The organism is Burkholderia sp. 9775_39 (assembly GCF_015712225.1).
Classification (GTDB): Bacteria; Pseudomonadota; Gammaproteobacteria; order Burkholderiales; family Burkholderiaceae; genus Burkholderia; species Burkholderia cenocepacia.
The window spans coordinates 195,762-213,825 of the sequence record NZ_JACCQC010000006.1; the positions used below are offsets into that span (position 1 = coordinate 195,762).

An 18,064-nucleotide genomic window follows, 5' to 3' on the forward strand; every position below is an offset into this window, starting at 1 on the left:
TCCGGCGACATCCCATTAATGACAAAATTGTTCCCTTATAGTCCTTTTTATATGGAACAATAAAGACAGTCAAAGGAATCTCCTGCCCTACAATTCATGTTCCACACCGTCGAAGACACCGCCGCCCGCCTGCGCGTCCATCCGAAGACCGTCCTGCGGTTCATTCGCGACGGCAAGCTGCGCGCGACGCGGGTCGGCCGTGCATACCGCATCCTCGACGCGGACCTCGCCGCGTTCGCCCGGACGGAGCCGGCCTCGCCCGCGCCGCGTGCGGTGCGTGTCACCAGCATCGTCGACATTCCCGATGCGTCGCAGTCGCTGCACCAGTACCTGTCGCGGTCGCTGCACGCAATGGCGTCAGGCCGCGCATCGTACGTCGACCCCGTGCGAATCGACGTCACGTTCGATCCCGCCTCGAGCGTGGTCAAGATCATCGTGACCGCGACACCGGCGGACACGGCCGCGCTGATGTCGTCGCTCGACATGCTGCTCCAGCAAAGCGGGACATGAGCGCAATCTTCAAGTCGCCCCGCCATGCCCGTGCGATTCGCGCCGCGTACGCGGCCGCGCTGTCGCACTGGCCGGCCGGGCATCGGCGCGTCACCGTGCAAACGCGTCATGGCGCGACGCACGTCATCGTCTGCGGCCCCGAACACGCGCCGCCGGTCGTGCTGATCCACGGCGCACAGACGACGGCGGCAAGCTGGCAGCATCACGCGGCCGACTGGTCGACGCACTTCCGGCTCTACGCGATCGACGTGATCGGCGAAGCGGGACCGAGCGCGCCGGCGCGGCCGCCGCTCGCAGGCGACGCCTATGCGCAGTGGCTCGACGACGTGCTCGACGGCCTGCAGGTGTCGCGCGCCGCGTTCGTCGGCATCTCGCTCGGTGCGCGAACGGCGCTCGACTTCGCGTTGCGGCGGCCGCCGCGCGTCACCCGGCTCGCGCTGCTCTGCCCGTCCGGCATCGGCAGGCAGAAGCCGTTTCTGTGGTGGGCGCTGCCGCTGTTGCTGCTCGGCGATGCCGGGCGTGCATGCGTGCGGCGGTGCGTGCTGGGTCGCCTGCCACCCGCATCGACGCCGGCCGAACGGGACGCGCTCGCCCTGATGCGCGCCATCGATCGCGGCTTTCGGCCGCGCATCGAGCCGGTTCCGGTATTCGACGACACCATGCTCCGCACGTTGTCGATGCCCGTGCTGGCGATCGTCGGAGGCCGCGACGTGATGCTCGATTCCCGCGACACGCGGGATCGCCTGACGCGCCTCGTGCCGCACGCGCAGGTGCGGTTTCTTCCCGAACAGCCTCACTTCATCCGCGGGCAACGCGACACCCTGCGCACTTTTCTCTCATCGACGGACACGCTCGACATGCCCCATCGAATCGTTCAGGCCGCCGGCAGCCGCGTGCTGGTCCGCGATCCTTCCGCCGGCCTCGTGCAACGGGAAAGCGACGCGCTCGATCTCGTCGCGCTCGCGCACGAGCATGAAGCCGACTGGATCGCGGTCGCCGCGGACATGCTGCACGACGACTTCTACCGGCTCGACAGCGGGCTGGCCGGCGCCGTGCTGCAAAAGCTGACCAACTACGGCGTCCGGCTCGGCGTGGTCGGCGACATCGACCGCCGGCTCGCGCGCAGCGAAGCGCTGCGCGCGCTCGTTCGCGAGTGCAATCGCGGGAAATCGGTCTGGTTCGTCCCGAGCGAGGACGACCTGCTGCGCAGGCTCGGCGCGTAACGCGCCGCGGGCCGCCCGCGCCTCGCTACGGGCAAAAAAAAGCCCCGAAGGCCGATCGGCGTTCGGGGCTTTTTACGCTGCGCGGCGCAGCGCCGCGTCACACCACGGTGATCGCGAGCGCGCTTTCGCGGTAGTGCTTCGCGGCCTTGTCGGTTTCGCCGAGATGCTCGAACAGACGGGCGAGCGCACGATGCGCCCGCACCTTCAGCGCCTCGTTGTCGGCCAGCTTCAGCGCCGATTCGAGGAACGACTGCGCCTTGCCCCACAGCTGCTGCTGCTGGCAGAGGCGGCCGAGCGCGAACAGCAGGTCGGCATCTTCCGGATGATCCTTCTTCCAGCCTTCGGCCTTCTGGATCAGCGGCAGCGCATCGGCGCCGGCCGTGTCCGGGTAACGGCGCAGCAGGCGTGCATCCCAGTTGTGCGCGAGCGCGTCCTCGACGATGCGGCGCGCTTCGTTGCGGCGCTCGAGCGGCACGAGCAGTTCGGCCGCGAGATCGACCAGACGCGGCGACTGGCGCTCGACCGGCGACAGCGACTGCCACACTTCGAGCAGCGCGTCCGGATCGTGCCGGCGTTCGCGCAGCAGGTTTTCCGCCGCCTGCTGGCGCAGCCGCACGGCCGCGGCCGGATGCAGCGCCTCGCGCTTTTCGAGCGCCTTCGCGAGCTTCAGCACCTCGGCCCAGTTCTTCAGTTGCTGCTGCGCCCGCAGCGCGACCTGCTGCGCATGAATGCGCTTGCCGCCGGCCTGCATGTCGGCCAGCGCGGCGAGCGCACCGTCGGCGTCGCGGGCGTCCGCGCGCATGTCGGCGGCGGCGAGCAGCCGCGCATCCTGCCATTCGGGCGCGTCGACCTTCGACAGCCAGTCGTCGCGGCGCGTGTACTCGTGCATCCGGTGCGCGGCGGTGGCCGCGACGAGACTCGCGGCGCCCAGGTTCGCGTCGACGGTCAGCGCTTCACGCGCGGCCTTCTCCGCACGCGAGAAGCGGCCCGCGTACAGGTTCGCGATCGCATCGCGCAGCGATGCCTGCGCCTTCTCGTTGCGCGCACGCGCCCGATACGCGGCGACCCGCTGCGGCATGCGCCAGATATTGCGCACGATGCGCAGCAGTGCGTACACGACGATGAACAGCACGACGATGGCGATCACGAACAGGTTCAGCGACACGTCGATCCGGTACGGCGGATAGACGAGCAGCACCTGCCCCGCGTCGAAACGGCCGACGGTGGCGAGCGCCGCGGCGATCGCGAACAGGACCGCGAGCCAGACGATTCCTCGAAGCGTCATCGTTACCCCCGGCTCTTGAACTGCTGAACGGCGTTCAGGCTCGTGTTCAGGTTCGGCACCGCGACCGTCAGCGACGCGCCGTCAACCTGCTTGAGCAGATCCTCGACGGTCTGCGTGTCCTTCGATGCCTGATCGAAATACTTGCCGAGCGATGCCTGTGCGGCGTGCAGGTCGGCCTTCATCGCGCTGTCGTTGCGCGCCAGCAGCGACAGCCGTGCGGTGAGCAGGCGCAGCTTCACGTTCTCGCGCACGAAGTAGCCCTGGTCGGGCGACGCGAGCATCGCGTCCGCGTTGTCGATCCGGCGCACCTGCACGAGCCCCTTCAGTTGCTGGCCGAGGCCGGCCGAGAAGTCGTGCCACCACACCTTCCAGCGCGGCTCGCCGGCGGCGATCGGCGACGCGGCGTCGGCCGGCGCGGCCTTCGGCGCCGCGTGCGGCACGATCGCCTCGCCGGACAGCGGCAGCGCGTCGATCTTCGCGATCGCGTCGTCGAGCTTGATCGCGAGGCCGGTGAGATCGGCTGCCGGCGCGGCCTTCAGCTTCTCGATGTCCTGCGCGAGCGCCTTGCGCACCGTGACGGCCTGCGCGCTCTGCGACGTCGCGAGACGCGCGTCGGCGTTCTGCAGCGCGATCAGCGCGAGCTGCGTGTTGCCGGTCAGCTGAAGCTGCTGGCTCGCGCTCGACAGCATCTGGTCGACTTCCTCGAGCATCCACGCATCGCGGTTGCGCGACAGGTCCTGGTATTGCTGCTGCAGCGCCTGCTGCGCGCTCTGCGCATCGGCCAGCTTGCCGTCGAGCTGCGCGAGCTGCGTGTCGACCTGGTGCGTGCTGGCGAGCGCCTGCTCGGTCTTCATCCGCGTTTCGGCCGTCTGCGCGTCGAGCGCCTTCTGGCGCGCGACGAACGTACCGTCGAGCCGGTCGATCTTGCGGTTCAGCGCGTAGCCGCCGACCCCTGCCGCGCAGCCGAGCACGACGACGACGAACCACAGCACCGCGCTGCCGCCGCGGCGCGCGGGCGGCTCGGGCGCGAGATAAGGGGGGCTGGTCGGCGGTGCGGATGCAGCGGCCGGCTGGGAAGCGACGCTTTTGGAATCGTTGGTATCTGTCATGCGTTTAGTCACCGGTGCGGCTGTCGCCGGTTGGACGGCCTCGTCGGCCATCGTTCGAAACGCGCGGACGATGCGCTCATCGCCCGCGCCGGTCAGCGTAATCCTATCAAAACCCAATGCGCGCGCGGACTGCTCGATCCGCGGGTGCGGCGTCACGAGCGGCGCATGCTTCAATGCGTCGATCTCGGCATCGTTCAGGTGGGTCCGCGCGAGCTCGTGCAGGTTGCGCACGCCTTCCGAGCTCGTGACGAGCCACGCGTGCGGCTGGCCGTCGAGCAGCGCGTGCACGCGCTCCCACGCGCCGACACGCGGCTCCGGCACGACGCGCCGGTACGCGGCGACGAGCGTGACGTCGGCCCCGGCCTCGCGCAGCCGCTCGGCGAGCCATTCGCGCCCGCCGTCGCCGCGCACGATCAGCACGCGCTTGCCCGCCAGCGCCGGCGCGCCGCCGAACGCGGCCTCGATGCTCGCGAACAGGCTTTCCGAATCGTAATGAGGCACGCCGCCGTCGGCCGGCGCCTGCGGCGCGATCACGCGATGCGCGGGCGCCGCGATGCCGTGACGCTCGAGCGCCGCGACGCTGCCGGGCCCGACCACGCCGACCGGCAGCGCATTCGGCCAGATCGCGCCGTACCGCGCGAGCGCGCGGTCGATCGCGTTCGGCGACACGAAGATCACCAGCGCGTAGTCGGCCAGCGCCGCGAACGCGGCGTCGAGCGGCGCCGGATCGTCGACCGGCGCGATGTCGATCAGCGGGAATTCGAGCACGTCGCAACCGGCATCGGCCAGTTGCGCCGCAAGCGCGTCGGACTGGCCGTCCGGACGCGTCAGGACAGCGGTGAACGCGCGCGCGCCGCCCGCCATCAGGCGTCGCCCTTGCCGGCGGCCTGCGAGCCCGCGAGCAGCGCCTGGACGATGTCGAGCGCGCCTTGCGCCTCGAGCTCGTCGGACACCGCGCGGCCGAGCGCGAGCGCATCGGCGACGGTCACGACCGCGCCGCACTCCTCGGCCGTCAGCACGCGCTTGCCGTCGGTGGTCGACACGCGGCCCGTCAGGTACAGCTCGCCCGCGCGCCACACCGCATGCGCGGCAAGCGGCACCTCGCAGCTGCCGCCGAGCGCGCGCGACACCATCCGCTCGGCCTCGACCGCGAGCGCGGTCCGCGGGTCGTGCAGCGGCGCGAGCCACGCGGCGACGTCGTCGCGGTGCGCGGCGATCTCGATGCCGAGCGCGCCCTGGCCCGCTGCCGGCGGACTGGCTTCGACGTCGAGCAGCGCGCGGATCCGCGCTTCGAGGCCGAGGCGTTTCAGGCCGGCGGCCGCGAGGATGATCGCCGCGTAGTCGCCGCGGTCGAGCTTGGCCAGACGCGTGTCGAGGTTGCCGCGCAGCGGCAGCACCTCGAGATGCGGGTAACGCGAACGCAGCATCGCTTCGCGGCGCAGGCTCGACGTGCCGACGACCGCGCCGGCCGGCAGCGCGTCGAGCGACGCGTAGTCGTTCGACACGAACGCATCGCGCGGGTCTTCGCGCTCCATGATCGCGGCGAGCGCGAAGCCGTCGGGCAGCGCCATCGGCACGTCCTTCAGCGAATGCACGGCGAGATCGGCGCGACCGTCGGCCAGCGCGGCCTCGAGTTCCTTCACGAACAGGCCCTTGCCGCCGACCTTCGACAGCGTGCGATCGAGAATCTGATCGCCGCGCGTCGTCATCCCGAGGATTTTCACGTCACAAGCTGGATATAATTTGCGCAGCGCATCACGCACATGTTCGGCTTGCCACATCGCCAGGCGGCTCTCGCGCGAAGCAATCGTCAACGTCGCGGGCGGCTGTGCCTGTTGCGGCCCGGCCGCGGGGGTCTCGGAATTCATTGCTGGAACATCGAAGGACGGGATTGAAGATCGAACAATGGTAGCACGCACGCCCCAGCCCGCCCGGGCCCGGAGCCTGCGCCCGGCCTGCCTCCGTGAGGGTCGCGGCGCCGTTGTGCGGATGTGCCGCACGTAGCTGGTTGCTTGACCGCAGTTCCCGCAGTTTCCGCAGTTCCTTTTGACTCGAGCTTTCCCAAGGAAACCCATCGTGAAGTCTTCCGGATCGGCGCGTACGGCGCGCCGCAATGCTGCCTTGCCCTCCCCCGACGCCCCGACGGGCACCCTCGCCACCGCCGCGAACGGCCGTGCGAAGACGGCAACGAAACCGAAAGACCCGATACGTCAGACAAAACCCGTGACGAAAGCCGCCGGCGCCCCCGCCCGCAAGGCCGTCGCACCGAAGGCCGGCACCCGCACGCGCGACGACAAGGACGGCCCGCTGTTCGAGGACATCCGCTTCCTCGGCCGCCTGCTCGGCGACGTCGTGCGCGAACAGGAAGGCGATACGGTGTTCGACGTGGTCGAGACGATCCGCCAGACCGCGGTCAAGTTCCGCCGCGAGGACGACAGCGAAGCCGCGCAGACGCTCGAGAAGAAGCTGCGCAAGCTGACGCCGGAGCAGACGGTGAGCGTCGTGCGCGCGTTCAGCTATTTCTCGCATCTCGCGAACATCGCGGAAGACCGCCACCACAACCGCCGCCGCCGCATCCACGCGCTGGCCGGGTCCGCGCCGCAGCCCGGCACGGTCGCGTACGCGCTCGACCAGCTGAAAACCACCGGCAACGCGTCGAAGCGCCTGCTGCAGCGCTTCTTCGACGATGCGCTGATCGTGCCGGTGCTGACCGCGCACCCGACCGAAGTGCAGCGCAAGAGCATCCTCGATGCGCAGCACGACATCGCGCGCCTGCTCGCGGAGCGCGACCAGGAGCTGACCGCGCGCGAACGCCAGTACAACGAAGCGATGCTGCGCGCGCGCGTGACCGCGCTGTGGCAGACGCGGATGCTGCGCGACTCGCGCCTGACGGTCGGCGACGAGATCGAGAACGCGCTGTCGTACTACCGCGCGACGTTCCTCGACGAACTGCCCGCGCTGTACGGCGACATCGAGGCCGCGCTCGCCGAGCATGGCCTGTCGGCCCGCGTGCCCGCGTTCTTCCAGATGGGCAGCTGGATCGGCGGCGATCGCGACGGCAACCCGAACGTGACCGCGGCGACGCTCGACGAGGCGATCAACCGCCAGGCCGCGGTGATCCTCGAACATTATCTGGAACAGGTGCACAAGCTGGGCGCCGAGCTGTCGGTGTCGAACCTGCTGGTCGGCGCGAACGACGCGGTGAAGGCGCTCGCGGCCGCATCGCCCGACCAGTCGCCGCACCGCGTCGACGAACCGTATCGCCGCGCGCTGATCGGCATCTACACGCGGCTCGCCGCGAGCGCGCGCGTACGTCTCGGCGAAGGCACGGTGCCGGTGCGCAGCGCGGGCCGCGGCGCGCCGCCCGTGCGTGCGATTCCATACGAGGACTCCGAAGCGTTCGTCGCCGATCTCAAGGTGCTGACCGCGTCGCTCGACGAGCACCACGGCGCGTCGCTCGCCGCGCCGCGCCTCGCGCCGCTCGTGCGCGCGGCCGAAGTGTTCGGCTTCCATCTCGCGAGCATCGACCTGCGCCAGAGTTCCGACATCCACGAGGCGGTGGTCGCCGAACTGTTCGCGCGCGCCGGCGTCGAGGCCGACTATGCGGCGCTCGCCGAGGAAGACAAGCTGCGCGTGCTGCTCGCCGCGCTCGCCGATCCGCGCCCGCTGCGCTCGCCGTACCTCGAATACTCGGCGCTCGCGCAGAGCGAGCTGGGCGTGTTCGAGAAGGCGCGCGAGGTCCGCACGCAGTTCGGTGCGCGCGCGGTGCGCAACTACATCATTTCGCATACGGAAACCGTCAGCGACCTCGTCGAGGTGCTGCTGCTGCAGAAGGAGACGGGCCTGCTCGAAGGCACGCTCGGCGTGCCGGGCCGCGACGCGAAGAACAGCCTGATGGTGATCCCGCTGTTCGAGACGATCCCCGACCTGCGCGACGCGTCGCGCATCATGCGCGACTACTTCGCGCTGCCGGGCATCGACGCGTTGATCGCGCACCAGGGCGCCGAACAGGAAGTGATGCTCGGCTACTCGGACAGCAACAAGGACGGCGGCTTCCTCACGTCGAACTGGGAGCTGTATCGCGCGGAACTCGCGCTCGTCGACCTGTTCCGCGAGCGCAAGATCACGCTGCGGCTGTTCCATGGCCGCGGCGGCACGGTCGGCCGCGGGGGCGGCCCGACCTACCAGGCGATCCTGTCGCAGCCGCCGGGCACCGTGAACGGCCAGATCCGCCTGACCGAACAGGGCGAGGTGATCGCGAGCAAGTTCTCGAACCCGTCGATCGGCCGGCGCAACCTCGAGACGGTCGTCGCCGCGACGCTCGAGGCGTCGCTGCTGCCGCAGTCGAACGCACCGGCGCAATTGCCCGCGTTCGAGGCCGCGATGCAGACGCTGTCCGACTCGGCGATGGCCGCGTACCGCGCGCTCGTCTATGAAACCCCGGGCTTCACCGACTACTTCTTCTCGTCGACGCCGATCACCGAGATCGCCGAGCTGAACATCGGCAGCCGGCCGGCGTCGCGCAAGCTGCAGGACCCGAAGCAGCGCAAGATCGAGGATCTGCGCGCGATTCCGTGGGGCTTCTCGTGGGGCCAGTGCCGGCTGCTGCTGACCGGCTGGTACGGCTTCGGCAGCGCGGTGAGCGCGTATCTCGACGGCGCGCCGGACGCCGCCGAACGCACGAAGCGCGTCACGCTGCTGAAGAAGATGAACAAGACCTGGCCGTTCTTCTCGAACCTGCTGTCGAACATGGACATGGTGCTCGCGAAGACCGATCTCGCGGTCGCGTCGCGTTATGCGCAACTCGTGTCCGACCGCAAGCTGCGCAAGCACGTGTTCGAACGGATCGTCGCGGAATGGGAACGCACGTCGCAGGCGCTCGCGGAAATCACCGGGCACGAAGGCCGCCTCGCGACCAACCCGCTGCTCGCGCGCTCGATCAAGAACCGCTTCCCGTATCTCGATCCGCTGAATCACCTGCAGGTCGAGCTGATCAAGCGTCACCGCGCGGGCGACACGAACGCGCGGCTGCGCCGCGGGATTCACCTGACGATCAACGGGATCGCGGCCGGCCTGCGCAACACCGGCTGATCCGCGGGCGGCGCGGGCACGCTCCGCGCCGGCCAGGATAACGAAAGCCGCGATACGCGTCGATGCGTATCGCGGCTTTTTTCATGCGACGACAAACGGCGCAGCGTGCGCCGCGCCGCACGCTCAGTGCGCGTCGATCAGCAATGCGTCGTGCTCGAACGAGCCGTCGGCCTGCACCGCGTAGTAGCCGCGCACCTCGTCCGGTGCATGCGCCCACAACGCGCGAATGCCGGCGACGCTGTCGGCCGGCGTGCGAATGCGCGCGACCCACGTGTCGAAATCGATCGGCAGCCGCCAGCGGCTGTGCACCTGCGCGTCGAAACCGGCTGCGCGGAACATCGCGAGCCATTCGTCCGCGCGGTAGTCGCGCACGTGCGACGCGTCGCGCAGCACTTCCGCGGCCTGCAGGTACGTATCGAGGAGCGGATGATCGTTGCCCGCGATGTCGATCATCAGCACGCGGCCGCCCGGCTTCAGCACGCGACGCACCTCGGCCAGCGCCGCATGCATGTCGTGCCAGTGGTGCGCGCTCATCCGGCTCACGACCCAGTCGAACGTCGCGGTGTCGAACGGCAGCCGCTCGGCCGGCCCCTGCTGCGTGCGGACGTTCGCGAGCCCGCGCTCGCGCGCGGCCGCGTCGACGGTCGCGAGCATCGGCGCGGCGAGATCGTACGCGACCACGTCGCGCACGTGCGGCGCGACCGCGAAGCTCGCGTGACCGGCGCCGCAGCCCAGATCGAGCACCGCGGCGTCGGGCGTCGCGCTCACCGCGTCGGCGAGCGTCTGCAGGTCGGCGCCCGTCGCATGAACCGTGCTCGTCAGATAGGCGGCGGCCGTCGTGCCGAAGGCGTCGGCGACCTGGTCGTGGTGTTTCATCGTTCGCTCCTTTCCTTGATGCAGTCGGCCGGCCCCGGCGCTTCAACGCCCGATCCGGCCCCGTGCATCGCATTGTGGGGGACGCCCGCTGCCCTGCCAGCGCGCGAGCCGCTACAATAGGCCTGCGTGTGTACCAGTACAAGTTAAGCAGTTATTCTGGTATTTGATCCACCTGTCTGATCGTTGCCGCGTTTTCGCCTTCACTTCGCCGTTTCCGCATGAACCAGCCGTCCTCCGCCTCCGTCCCGCCACTCGACGCCACGCCCGCCCGCGCGCTCGGCGAATTCATCCGCGCCCACCGCGAGCGGCTGTCGCCGCAGGCCGTCGGCCTGCCTCCCGGCCCGCGCCGCCGCACGCCGGGGCTGCGGCGCGAGGAAGTCGCGCAACTGTGCGGCGTCAGCCCGACCTGGTACACGTGGATCGAACAGGGCCGACCCGTGTCGGCGTCGGCCGACGCGCTCGCGCGGATCGCCGTCGCGCTGCAACTGTCGAAGGCCGAGCGCGCATACCTGTTCGAGCTGGCCGCGCAGCGCGACCCGGCCGAGCCCGACGTCGCGGGCGGCGACCTGCCGCCGACGCTCGCCGCGACCGTCGCGGCGATCGCGACGCCCGCCTACGTGCTCGACCGCCAATGGAACGCGCTCGCATGGAATGCGCCGGCCGCCGCGCTCTTTTCCGGCTGGCTCGATGGCGAGCACGACCGCAACCTGCTGCGCTTCACGTTCATGGCGCCGGCCGCCCGCACGCTGATCGTCGACTGGGAAACCCGCGCGCGGCGGCTCGCGGCCGAATTCCGCGCCGATGCGATCCGCCACCTGACCGACGCGCCGACGCGCGCGCTGATCGACGCGCTGACGGCCGGCAGCGACGCGTTCGCGCAGTACTGGGCGTCGCAGGACGTGTTCGAGCGCGAAGGCGGGCTGCGTGAATTCGACCATCCGGCCGACGGCCGTCTCGTGTACCAGCAGATCACGCTGAAGCCCGCGCACCGCGAGGACCTGAAGCTGGTCGTACTGGTGCGCGACTGAGCGGGCCGCCCCCCGCGCCGGCCGCGGCCGGCCGGCGCGCGAATGTTAGAATCGCAAGATTCCCTCGGCGGCGCCCAGCCGCCCAACTCCCCTTCGAAGAATCGCCATGACGTCCCAACTGCACAAAAAGGGCGAGGCCTGGTCGGCCCGCTTCTCGGAACCGATGTCGGAGCTGGTCAAGCGCTACACGTCGTCGGTGTTTTTCGACAAGCGCCTCGCGCTCGTCGACATCGCCGGCTCGCTCGCGCACGCGAACATGCTCGCCGCGCAGAAGATCATCAGCGCCGACGACCTGGCCGCGATCGAACGCGGGATGGCGCAGATCAAGGGCGAGATCGAGCGTGGCGAATTCGAATGGCAGCTCGACCTGGAAGACGTCCACCTGAACATCGAGGCGCGCCTGACCGCGCTGATCGGCGATGCCGGCAAGCGCCTGCACACGGGCCGTTCGCGCAACGACCAGGTCGCGACCGACATCCGCCTGTGGCTGCGCGGCGAAATCGACCGCATCGGCGGCCTGCTGAACGACCTGCGCGGCGCGCTGATCGATCTCGCGGAACAGAACGCCGACACGATCATGCCGGGCTTCACGCACCTGCAGGTCGCGCAGCCCGTCACGTTCGGCCACCACCTGCTCGCGTACGTCGAGATGTTCACGCGCGACGCGGAACGCATGCGCGACTGCCGCACCCGCGTGAACCGCCTGCCGCTCGGCGCGGCCGCGCTCGCGGGCACGAGCTACCCGATCGACCGTCACGCGGTCGCGAAAACGCTCGGCTTCGACGGCATCTGCGCGAACTCGCTCGACGCGGTGTCCGATCGCGACTTCGCGATCGAATTCACGGCCGCGTCCGCGCTCGTGATGACGCACGTGTCGCGCTTCTCCGAGGAACTCGTGCTGTGGATGAGCCCGCGCGTCGGCTTCATCGACATCGCCGACCGCTTCTGCACCGGCAGCTCGATCATGCCGCAGAAGAAGAACCCGGACGTGCCCGAGCTCGCACGCGGCAAGACCGGCCGCGTGAACGGCCACCTGATGGCGCTCCTCACGCTGATGAAGGGCCAGCCGCTCGCGTACAACAAGGACAACCAGGAAGACAAGGAACCGCTGTTCGATACGGTCGATACCGTCGCCGACACGCTGCGGATCTTCGCCGAGATGGTCGCCGGCATCACCGTGAAGCCGGACGCGATGCGCGCGGCCGCGCTGCAGGGCTTCTCGACCGCCACCGACCTCGCCGACTACCTCGTGAAGCGCGGCCTGCCGTTCCGCGACGCGCACGAAGCGGTCGCGCACGCGGTGAAGATCTGCGACGACCGCGGCATCGACCTCGCCGACCTGACGCTCGACGAAATGAAGCAGGAACTGCCGAACGTCGCGCACCTGATCGGCGACGACGTCTTCGGCTACCTGACGCTCGAGGGTTCGGTCGCGAGCCGCAACCATCCGGGCGGCACCGCGCCCGACCAGGTGCGTGCGGCCGTCAAGGCGGCCCGCGCCGCGCTCGGCAAGTAACGGCTTGCGGTTCCGGACGGACGCCTTCGGCGTCCGTTTTTCATTCGGGCGGCCAGCGCGCCGCCCGTCGCCCTCCCCGCTTCACGGACGCCCCCGATGACCTTCTCCGCCGCGCTCTTCGACATGGACGGCCTGCTCGTCGATTCCGAGCGGACCATCATGAACACGTGGATCGACGTGTCGAATGCGCACGGCGTCGTGCTGACCGAGATCGACTACCTGCAGATCGTCGGCCGCTCGTTCGCCGAAGGCCAGGTGATCCTCGCGCGGCTGATCGGCGACCCCGCTACGTTCGACGCGGTGCGCATCCGCGTGCGCGAACAGCTCGCCGCGCCCGAGCCGCATCCGAAGTTTCCGCTGAAACCCGGCGCATTCGCGCTGCTCGACGCGCTCGCGCAGGCCGGCATTCCGTGCGCGGTCGCGTCGTCGTCCGCAGGCGACGTGATCCGCGCGCGGCTCGGCGCGGTCGGCGTGCTGCCGTTCTTCCGCGCGATCGCGGGCGGCGACGAGGTCCCGCGCGGCAAGCCCGACCCGGCCGTCTACCGGCTCGCGGCCGAGCGCCTCGGCGTGCCGGCCCACGCGTGCGTCGCGTTCGAGGACAGCGACTTCGGCGCGCAGTCGGCTGCCGGCGCCGGCGCGGCGGTCGTCACCGTGCCCGACCTGAAGGCGCCGACGCCCGAGATCGTCGCGCTGAGCCTGCACGTGCTCGCGTCGCTCGACGATGCGGTCGCGCTCGTGCCGTCGTGGTTCGGGCTGCAGGGCACGTCGCAGATCGCGTAGGCAATACGCCGCGCCATGCAAAACGGGCACCCGAGGGTGCCCGTTTCGTCGTGTCGCCCACTCGAAAGCGGCGCGTCCTTTATCGGTTGCCGGCCGTCTCCGACAGCCGCTTCATCGTCGCGATGCGCGCACCGATCAGGTCGACGCGTCCGTCCTCGCCGACGAGCGGCGCCGTCGCATCGCGGAACGCCACCCACGCGCGCTGCGCGCGCACGAGCGTCCCGGCCGAATGCGCGGGCATCTTGCGGCGCAGCTTCTGGTAATAGCGGTTCAGGTCGAACAGCGCATGCTCGCACGCGGCATCCTGCACGCACGGTCGCACGCGGCGCACCGCCGGCTCGCGCGGCGCGTTCGCCGGCTTCGTACCGGCCGGCGCGGCCGCCGCAGCCACACCGCCCTGCGCACCGCTCGTCGCCGCAACCGGCACGGCGGCCGGCGGCGGCGCATAGCGATCGGCCGCCCCGCGCAACGCCAGCGCGCGATCGCGCACCGGCTGCAACTGCAGGTCGGCGCTCGACATCGCATACGCGGTGCCGCGCGTCGTGTCGTACACGGCCTTCAGCAGCAGCACTTCGTCCTTGCGCCACGTGAGCCAGCGGCGCTGGCTGTCCTGCCAGCCGCGCTTCGCGTCGGCCGGCGCGTCCTTCAACAGGCGCTGGTACGCGCCGTCCATCACTGTCTGCCACTGCTGCTGCGCTTCGCCCATGCACTGGATCTGGCCGGCCGGCGACGACCGGTCGCGCCGCGCGAGACATTGCCGCATCGCGACGTCGATCGGGTCGGCCGCCGCGACTTCCGCATGGGCGACGCCCGCGCCCGCGAGCCCCGCCAATCCTGCCGTCCAGACGACGAGCGCGGCCAGCGCCGCGCGCATCGCCCGGAGTCGTCCGTGCGTCGCCATCAGTCGCGCACGCAGTCGACGAAGTACTCGACGCGGCCGTTCACCTCTTCGGCGACGAGGCCGTGGATGTCGGTGTGGAAGCCCGGGAAGCGCTCGTTGAAGTCGCGCGCGAACCGCAGGTAGTTCACGATCGTCTTGTTGAAGCGCTCGCCCGGAATCAGCAGCGGAATACCCGGCGGGTACGGCGTGAGCAGGATGCTCGTCACGCGGCCTTCGAGCTCGTCGAGCGGCACGCGGTCGATCTTGCGGTGCGCGAGCTTCGCGAACGCGTCCGACGGCTTCATCGCCGGCTCCATGTCCGACAGGTACATCTCCGTCGTCAGGCGGGCGATGTCGTTCGCGCGGTACACGTCGTGGATCTGCGTGCACAGGTCGCGCAGGCCGACGCGCTCGTAGCGCGGATGCTGCGCGACGAATTCCGGCAGCACGCGCCACAGCGGCTGGTTGTTGTCGTAGTCGTCCTTGAACTGCTGCAACTCGGTCACCATCGAGTTCCAGCGGCCCTTCGTGATGCCGATCGTGAACATGATGAAGAACGAGTACAGGCCGGTCTTCTCGACGATGATCCCGTGCTCGGCCAGGTACTTCGTGACGATCGCGGCCGGAATGCCGGTCTCGCCGAACTCGCCGTCGACGTCGAGCCCCGGCGTGATGATCGTCGCCTTGATCGGGTCGAGCATGTTGAAGCCTTCCGCGAGCGGCCCGAAGCCGTGCCAGTGGTCGTTCGGCTTCAGCATCCAGTCCTCGCGCGAACCGATGCCTTCCTCGGACAGGTTGTCCGGGCCCCACACGCTGAAGAACCAGTCGTCGCCGTACTCGGCGTCGACCTTGCGCATCGCGCGGCGGAAGTCGATCGCCTCGGCGATCGATTCCTCGACGAGCGCGGTGCCGCCCGGCGGCTCCATCATCGCGGCCGCGACGTCGCACGATGCGATGATCGCGTACTGCGGGCTCGTCGACGTGTGCATCAGGTACGCCTCGTTGAAGCGGTGCTTGTCGAACGTGCGGTTCTCCGAATCCTGCACGACGATCTGCGACGCCTGCGAGATGCCCGCGAGCAGCTTGTGCGTCGAGTGCGTCGCGAACACGAGCGCGCCCGTGCGCGGCCGGCCGTCGCCGATCGCGTGCATGTCGCGGTAGAAATCGTGGAACGTCGCGTGCGGCAGCCACGCTTCGTCGAAGTGCAGCGTGTCGAGCAGGTCGCCGAGCAGGTCCTTGATCATCTCGACGTTGTAGACCACGCCGTCGTACGTGCTTTGCGTGATCGTCAGGATGCGCGGCTTCATGTCCGGGTTCTCGCGCAGCGCCTCGCGCGCGAACGGGTTCGCCTCGATCTTCTTGCGGATGTTCTCCGGCTTGAATTCGTCGCGCGGGATCGGCCCGATGATGCCGAAATGGTTGCGCGTCGGCGTCAGGAACACGGGGATCGCGCCCGTCATCGTGATCGCGTGCAGGATCGACTTGTGGCAGTTGCGGTCGACCAGCACGATGTCGCCGGGCGCGACCGTCGCATGCCAGACGATCTTGTTCGACGTCGACGTGCCGTTGGTCACGAAGAACAGGTGGTCGGCGCTGAAGATGCGCGCCGCATTGCGCTCGGACGCCGCCACCGGGCCGGTGTGGTCGAGCAGCTGGCCGAGTTCGTCCACCGCGTTGCAGACGTCCGCGCGCAGCATGTTCTCGCCGAAGAACTGGTGGAACATCTGGCCGAGCGGGTTCTTCAGGAACGCGACGCCGCCCGAGTGGCCCGGGCAGTGCCACGAGTACGAGCCTTCGTCCGCGTACTTGACGAGCTCCTTGAAGAACGGCGGCGCGAGCGAATCGAGATAGACCTTCGCTTCACGGATGATGTGGCGCGCGACGAATTCCGGCGTGTCCTCGAACATGTGGATGAAGCCGTGCAGTTCGCGCAGGATGTCGTTCGGCAGATGGCGCGACGTGCGCGTCTCGCCGTACAGGAAGATCGGGATGTCCGCGTTGCGGCGGCGCACTTCGGTGACGAACGCGCGCAGCTCGATGATCGCGGTCGCGAGCTCGGGCAGCTCGCCGTCCGGGCCGGTTTCGCCGAGCATGAGTTCGTCGTCGTCGATCGACAGGATGAAGCACGACGCGCGGCTCGATTGCTGCGCGAACGACGTCAGATCGCCGTAGCTCGTGAGGCCGAGGACTTCGACGCCCTCCTTCTCGATCGCTTCGGCCAACGCCCGGATGCCGGAGCCCGAGATGTTCTCGGAGCGGAAATCTTCGTCGATGATGACGACGGGGAAACGAAACTTCATGGGCGATTCTCCAAAAAGAACGACCGCGGCGCGTCACGCGCAGCGGTCACCCGGAAACTGGTGAGACGTTATGCAACCAGATCAGGTTTTCGGCAGCGTGACACCGCGCTGCCCCTGATACTTGCCGCCGCGATCGGCGTACGACACGTCGCACACCTCGTCGCTTTCGAAGAAGAGCACCTGCGCGACGCCTTCGTTCGCGTAGATCTTCGCGGGCAACGGCGTGGTGTTCGAGAATTCCAGCGTGACGTAGCCTTCCCACTCGGGTTCGAACGGCGTCACGTTGACGATGATCCCGCAGCGCGCGTAGGTCGACTTGCCGAGGCAGACGGTGAGCACGGTGCGCGGGATGCGGAAATATTCGACGGTGCGGGCCAGCGCGAACGAGTTCGGCGGGATGATGCACACGTCGCCCTTGAAATCGACAAACGAACCCTCGTCGAAGTTCTTCGGATCGACGATCGTCGAGTTGATGTTCGTGAAGATCTTGAATTCGTCCGCGCAGCGGATGTCGTAGCCGTAGCTCGACGTGCCGTAGCTGACGATCCGGCGGCCGTCCTCGGACGCGCGGACCTGATCGGGCACGAACGGCTCGATCATCTTGTGCTCTTCGGCCATGCGCCGAATCCATTTGTCGGACTTGATGCTCATGCCAGCCTCCGCAGGGCCGTCCCGAGGAGGCTGGCCGTCCCCTCGGGGGACAGCGAACGAAGTGAGCGTTGGGGTCGTTTCATATCAGGGCGCCTGGAAACGCTGCGTGACGGTCAGGGAGGGCCGCTCGCGCAAGGCGGCGGCCGGGAAAGGCGGACATTTTACGCGATCATCGGCTCGCGCACGCGGCGGCCGTCAACGGATCACGCCGCAGGCCAGCGCGGGCCCCGCGCCATGCTGCGCAAACGCCGGGTCGCTCGCGTCGCGATGCACCAGCGCCGCGCGGTTCATCGCCGAGCGCACGCCATCGAGGGCCAGATCGGGTGCGACGATGAAGCCGGCCGCGACGCCGTTCGCATCCGCATGGATGTTGCCGAGATCGCCGGCGACGCGCGCGCCGGCGCGCAGCCGGTCGGCGGCCGGCGCGAACACCTGGCCGGCGCTCGAGCCGTCGCCCGCGTTGCAGTCGCCGCGTTCGTGCACCTGCAGCGCGTGATCGCTGTTCGGCGGCAGGCCGACCAGGTTGTAGGTGACCTGCACGCCGTCCGGGCGCTCGACGAACGTCACCGCGCCGCGCGCCTGCGAGCCGACCGTCGGCTGCAGCTGGGCGTCGGCCCGTTTTTCGTGCGACGAGGAAAAGGAGGTACAGCCGGCCAGCAGGCCCAGCGCGACGGCGGCCAGCAGCGCGCGCTGCGCGCGGCCGGCGCGCACGCCGTGATGTCGTTGTTTCATTCGATCCTCATGCCGGCTGACGGCCGTTTGACACGGCGGCCGCGCCGGGCGGGTAAAGGGACCCGGGAAAAGTCGCCATGATA

14 protein-coding genes are annotated in these 18,064 nt (G+C 69.3%); 6 read left to right on the forward strand and 8 right to left on the reverse strand.

Annotation, left to right across the window (positions count from 1 at the left end):
• Positions 1-96: 96 nt before the first annotated feature.
• On the forward strand, positions 97-510 hold the full coding sequence (locus tag H0X90_RS10765) for a helix-turn-helix domain-containing protein (RefSeq protein WP_006489657.1): 414 nt from the start codon (positions 97-99) through the stop codon (positions 508-510).
• A complete protein-coding gene (locus tag H0X90_RS10770) occupies positions 507-1,733 on the forward strand; it encodes an alpha/beta fold hydrolase (protein WP_006497166.1) in 1,227 nt (408 codons plus the stop codon). The genes H0X90_RS10765 and H0X90_RS10770 overlap by 4 nt, the downstream gene beginning before the upstream one ends.
• Positions 1,734-1,830: 97 nt before the next feature.
• Here the strand turns inward: H0X90_RS10770 and H0X90_RS10775 are convergent, their stop codons facing one another.
• Genes H0X90_RS10775 through hemC form a run of 3 tightly spaced genes read right to left on the reverse strand, consistent with a single transcriptional unit; the run spans position 1,831 to position 5,995 of the window.
• A complete protein-coding gene (locus H0X90_RS10775; protein ID WP_077188828.1) occupies positions 1,831-3,018 on the reverse strand; it encodes a heme biosynthesis protein HemY in 1,188 nt (395 codons plus the stop codon).
• 2 nt (positions 3,019-3,020) lie between these two features.
• Positions 3,021-4,991, reverse strand: coding sequence for a fused uroporphyrinogen-III synthase HemD/membrane protein HemX (gene hemDX, locus H0X90_RS10780; RefSeq protein ID WP_077188827.1), 1,971 nt, complete (start codon positions 4,989-4,991; stop codon positions 3,021-3,023).
• Positions 4,991-5,995, reverse strand: a complete 1,005-nt coding sequence (hemC, locus tag H0X90_RS10785; RefSeq protein WP_043205620.1) for a hydroxymethylbilane synthase — start codon at positions 5,993-5,995, stop codon at positions 4,991-4,993. The genes hemDX and hemC overlap by 1 nt, the downstream gene beginning before the upstream one ends.
• Positions 5,996-6,203: 208 nt before the next feature.
• On the opposite strand from hemC, the gene ppc reads away from it, so the two are divergent.
• Positions 6,204-9,218 carry a phosphoenolpyruvate carboxylase gene (gene ppc, locus H0X90_RS10790; RefSeq protein ID WP_077188826.1) on the forward strand — a complete coding sequence of 1,005 codons (3,015 nt, stop codon included), beginning with the start codon at positions 6,204-6,206 and terminating at the stop codon, positions 9,216-9,218.
• Positions 9,219-9,341: 123 nt separating this feature from the next.
• On the opposite strand, the gene H0X90_RS10795 is transcribed toward ppc, so the two are convergent.
• Positions 9,342-10,094 (reverse strand): class I SAM-dependent methyltransferase, encoded by a 753-nt coding sequence (locus H0X90_RS10795; protein WP_006497169.1) that lies wholly within the window; start codon positions 10,092-10,094, stop codon positions 9,342-9,344.
• Between the two features lie 218 nt (positions 10,095-10,312).
• On the opposite strand from H0X90_RS10795, the gene H0X90_RS10800 reads away from it, so the two are divergent.
• The 3 genes from H0X90_RS10800 to H0X90_RS10810 all read left to right on the forward strand — a co-directional run bounded on the left by H0X90_RS10800 (position 10,313) and on the right by H0X90_RS10810 (position 13,418).
• Entirely contained in the window at positions 10,313-11,122 is an 810-nt protein-coding gene (locus H0X90_RS10800; protein WP_006492931.1) for a helix-turn-helix transcriptional regulator, read from the forward strand.
• 106 nt (positions 11,123-11,228) lie between these two features.
• Complete coding sequence (argH, locus tag H0X90_RS10805) at positions 11,229-12,638, forward strand: argininosuccinate lyase (protein WP_006484010.1); 1,410 nt, start codon at positions 11,229-11,231, stop codon at positions 12,636-12,638.
• Between the two features lie 96 nt (positions 12,639-12,734).
• Entirely contained in the window at positions 12,735-13,418 is a 684-nt protein-coding gene (locus H0X90_RS10810) for an HAD family phosphatase (protein WP_077188825.1), read from the forward strand.
• A gap of 79 nt (positions 13,419-13,497) precedes the next feature.
• On the opposite strand, the gene H0X90_RS10815 is transcribed toward H0X90_RS10810, so the two are convergent.
• The 4 genes from H0X90_RS10815 to sodC all read right to left on the reverse strand — a co-directional run bounded on the left by H0X90_RS10815 (position 13,498) and on the right by sodC (position 17,981).
• A complete protein-coding gene (locus H0X90_RS10815; protein ID WP_077188824.1) occupies positions 13,498-14,319 on the reverse strand; it encodes a lysozyme inhibitor LprI family protein in 822 nt (273 codons plus the stop codon).
• A complete protein-coding gene (locus tag H0X90_RS10820) occupies positions 14,319-16,598 on the reverse strand; it encodes an arginine/lysine/ornithine decarboxylase (RefSeq protein ID WP_006497175.1) in 2,280 nt (759 codons plus the stop codon). Before H0X90_RS10820 ends, H0X90_RS10815 begins: the two co-directional genes overlap by 1 nt.
• Before the next feature lie 81 nt (positions 16,599-16,679).
• Positions 16,680-17,249, reverse strand: a complete 570-nt coding sequence (gene dcd, locus H0X90_RS10825; RefSeq protein WP_006398615.1) for a dCTP deaminase — start codon at positions 17,247-17,249, stop codon at positions 16,680-16,682.
• A gap of 195 nt (positions 17,250-17,444) precedes the next feature.
• Positions 17,445-17,981 (reverse strand): superoxide dismutase [Cu-Zn], encoded by a 537-nt coding sequence (gene sodC / locus H0X90_RS10830; RefSeq protein ID WP_077188823.1) that lies wholly within the window; start codon positions 17,979-17,981, stop codon positions 17,445-17,447.
• Positions 17,982-18,064 lie beyond the last annotated feature (83 nt).

What these genes read in the sequence shown, in the direction of transcription:
- H0X90_RS10815 (WP_077188824.1), bottom strand. Translation starts at nt 14,319, where the DNA reads ATGGCGACGCACGGACGACTCCGGGCGATGCGCGCGGCGCTGGCCGCG.
- H0X90_RS10795 (WP_006497169.1), bottom strand. Translation starts at nt 10,094, where the DNA reads ATGAAACACCACGACCAGGTCGCCGACGCCTTCGGCACGACGGCCGCC.
- H0X90_RS10810 (WP_077188825.1), top strand. Translation starts at nt 12,735, where the DNA reads ATGACCTTCTCCGCCGCGCTCTTCGACATGGACGGCCTGCTCGTCGAT.
- hemDX (WP_077188827.1), bottom strand. Translation starts at nt 4,991, where the DNA reads ATGGCGGGCGGCGCGCGCGCGTTCACCGCTGTCCTGACGCGTCCGGAC.
- argH (WP_006484010.1), top strand. Translation starts at nt 11,229, where the DNA reads ATGACGTCCCAACTGCACAAAAAGGGCGAGGCCTGGTCGGCCCGCTTC.
- dcd (WP_006398615.1), bottom strand. Translation starts at nt 17,249, where the DNA reads ATGAGCATCAAGTCCGACAAATGGATTCGGCGCATGGCCGAAGAGCAC.
- hemC (WP_043205620.1), bottom strand. Translation starts at nt 5,995, where the DNA reads ATGAATTCCGAGACCCCCGCGGCCGGGCCGCAACAGGCACAGCCGCCC.
- H0X90_RS10775 (WP_077188828.1), bottom strand. Translation starts at nt 3,018, where the DNA reads ATGACGCTTCGAGGAATCGTCTGGCTCGCGGTCCTGTTCGCGATCGCC.
- H0X90_RS10770 (WP_006497166.1), top strand. Translation starts at nt 507, where the DNA reads ATGAGCGCAATCTTCAAGTCGCCCCGCCATGCCCGTGCGATTCGCGCC.
- H0X90_RS10765 (WP_006489657.1), top strand. Translation starts at nt 97, where the DNA reads ATGTTCCACACCGTCGAAGACACCGCCGCCCGCCTGCGCGTCCATCCG.
- sodC (WP_077188823.1), bottom strand. Translation starts at nt 17,981, where the DNA reads ATGAAACAACGACATCACGGCGTGCGCGCCGGCCGCGCGCAGCGCGCG.
- H0X90_RS10820 (WP_006497175.1), bottom strand. Translation starts at nt 16,598, where the DNA reads ATGAAGTTTCGTTTCCCCGTCGTCATCATCGACGAAGATTTCCGCTCC.
- H0X90_RS10800 (WP_006492931.1), top strand. Translation starts at nt 10,313, where the DNA reads ATGAACCAGCCGTCCTCCGCCTCCGTCCCGCCACTCGACGCCACGCCC.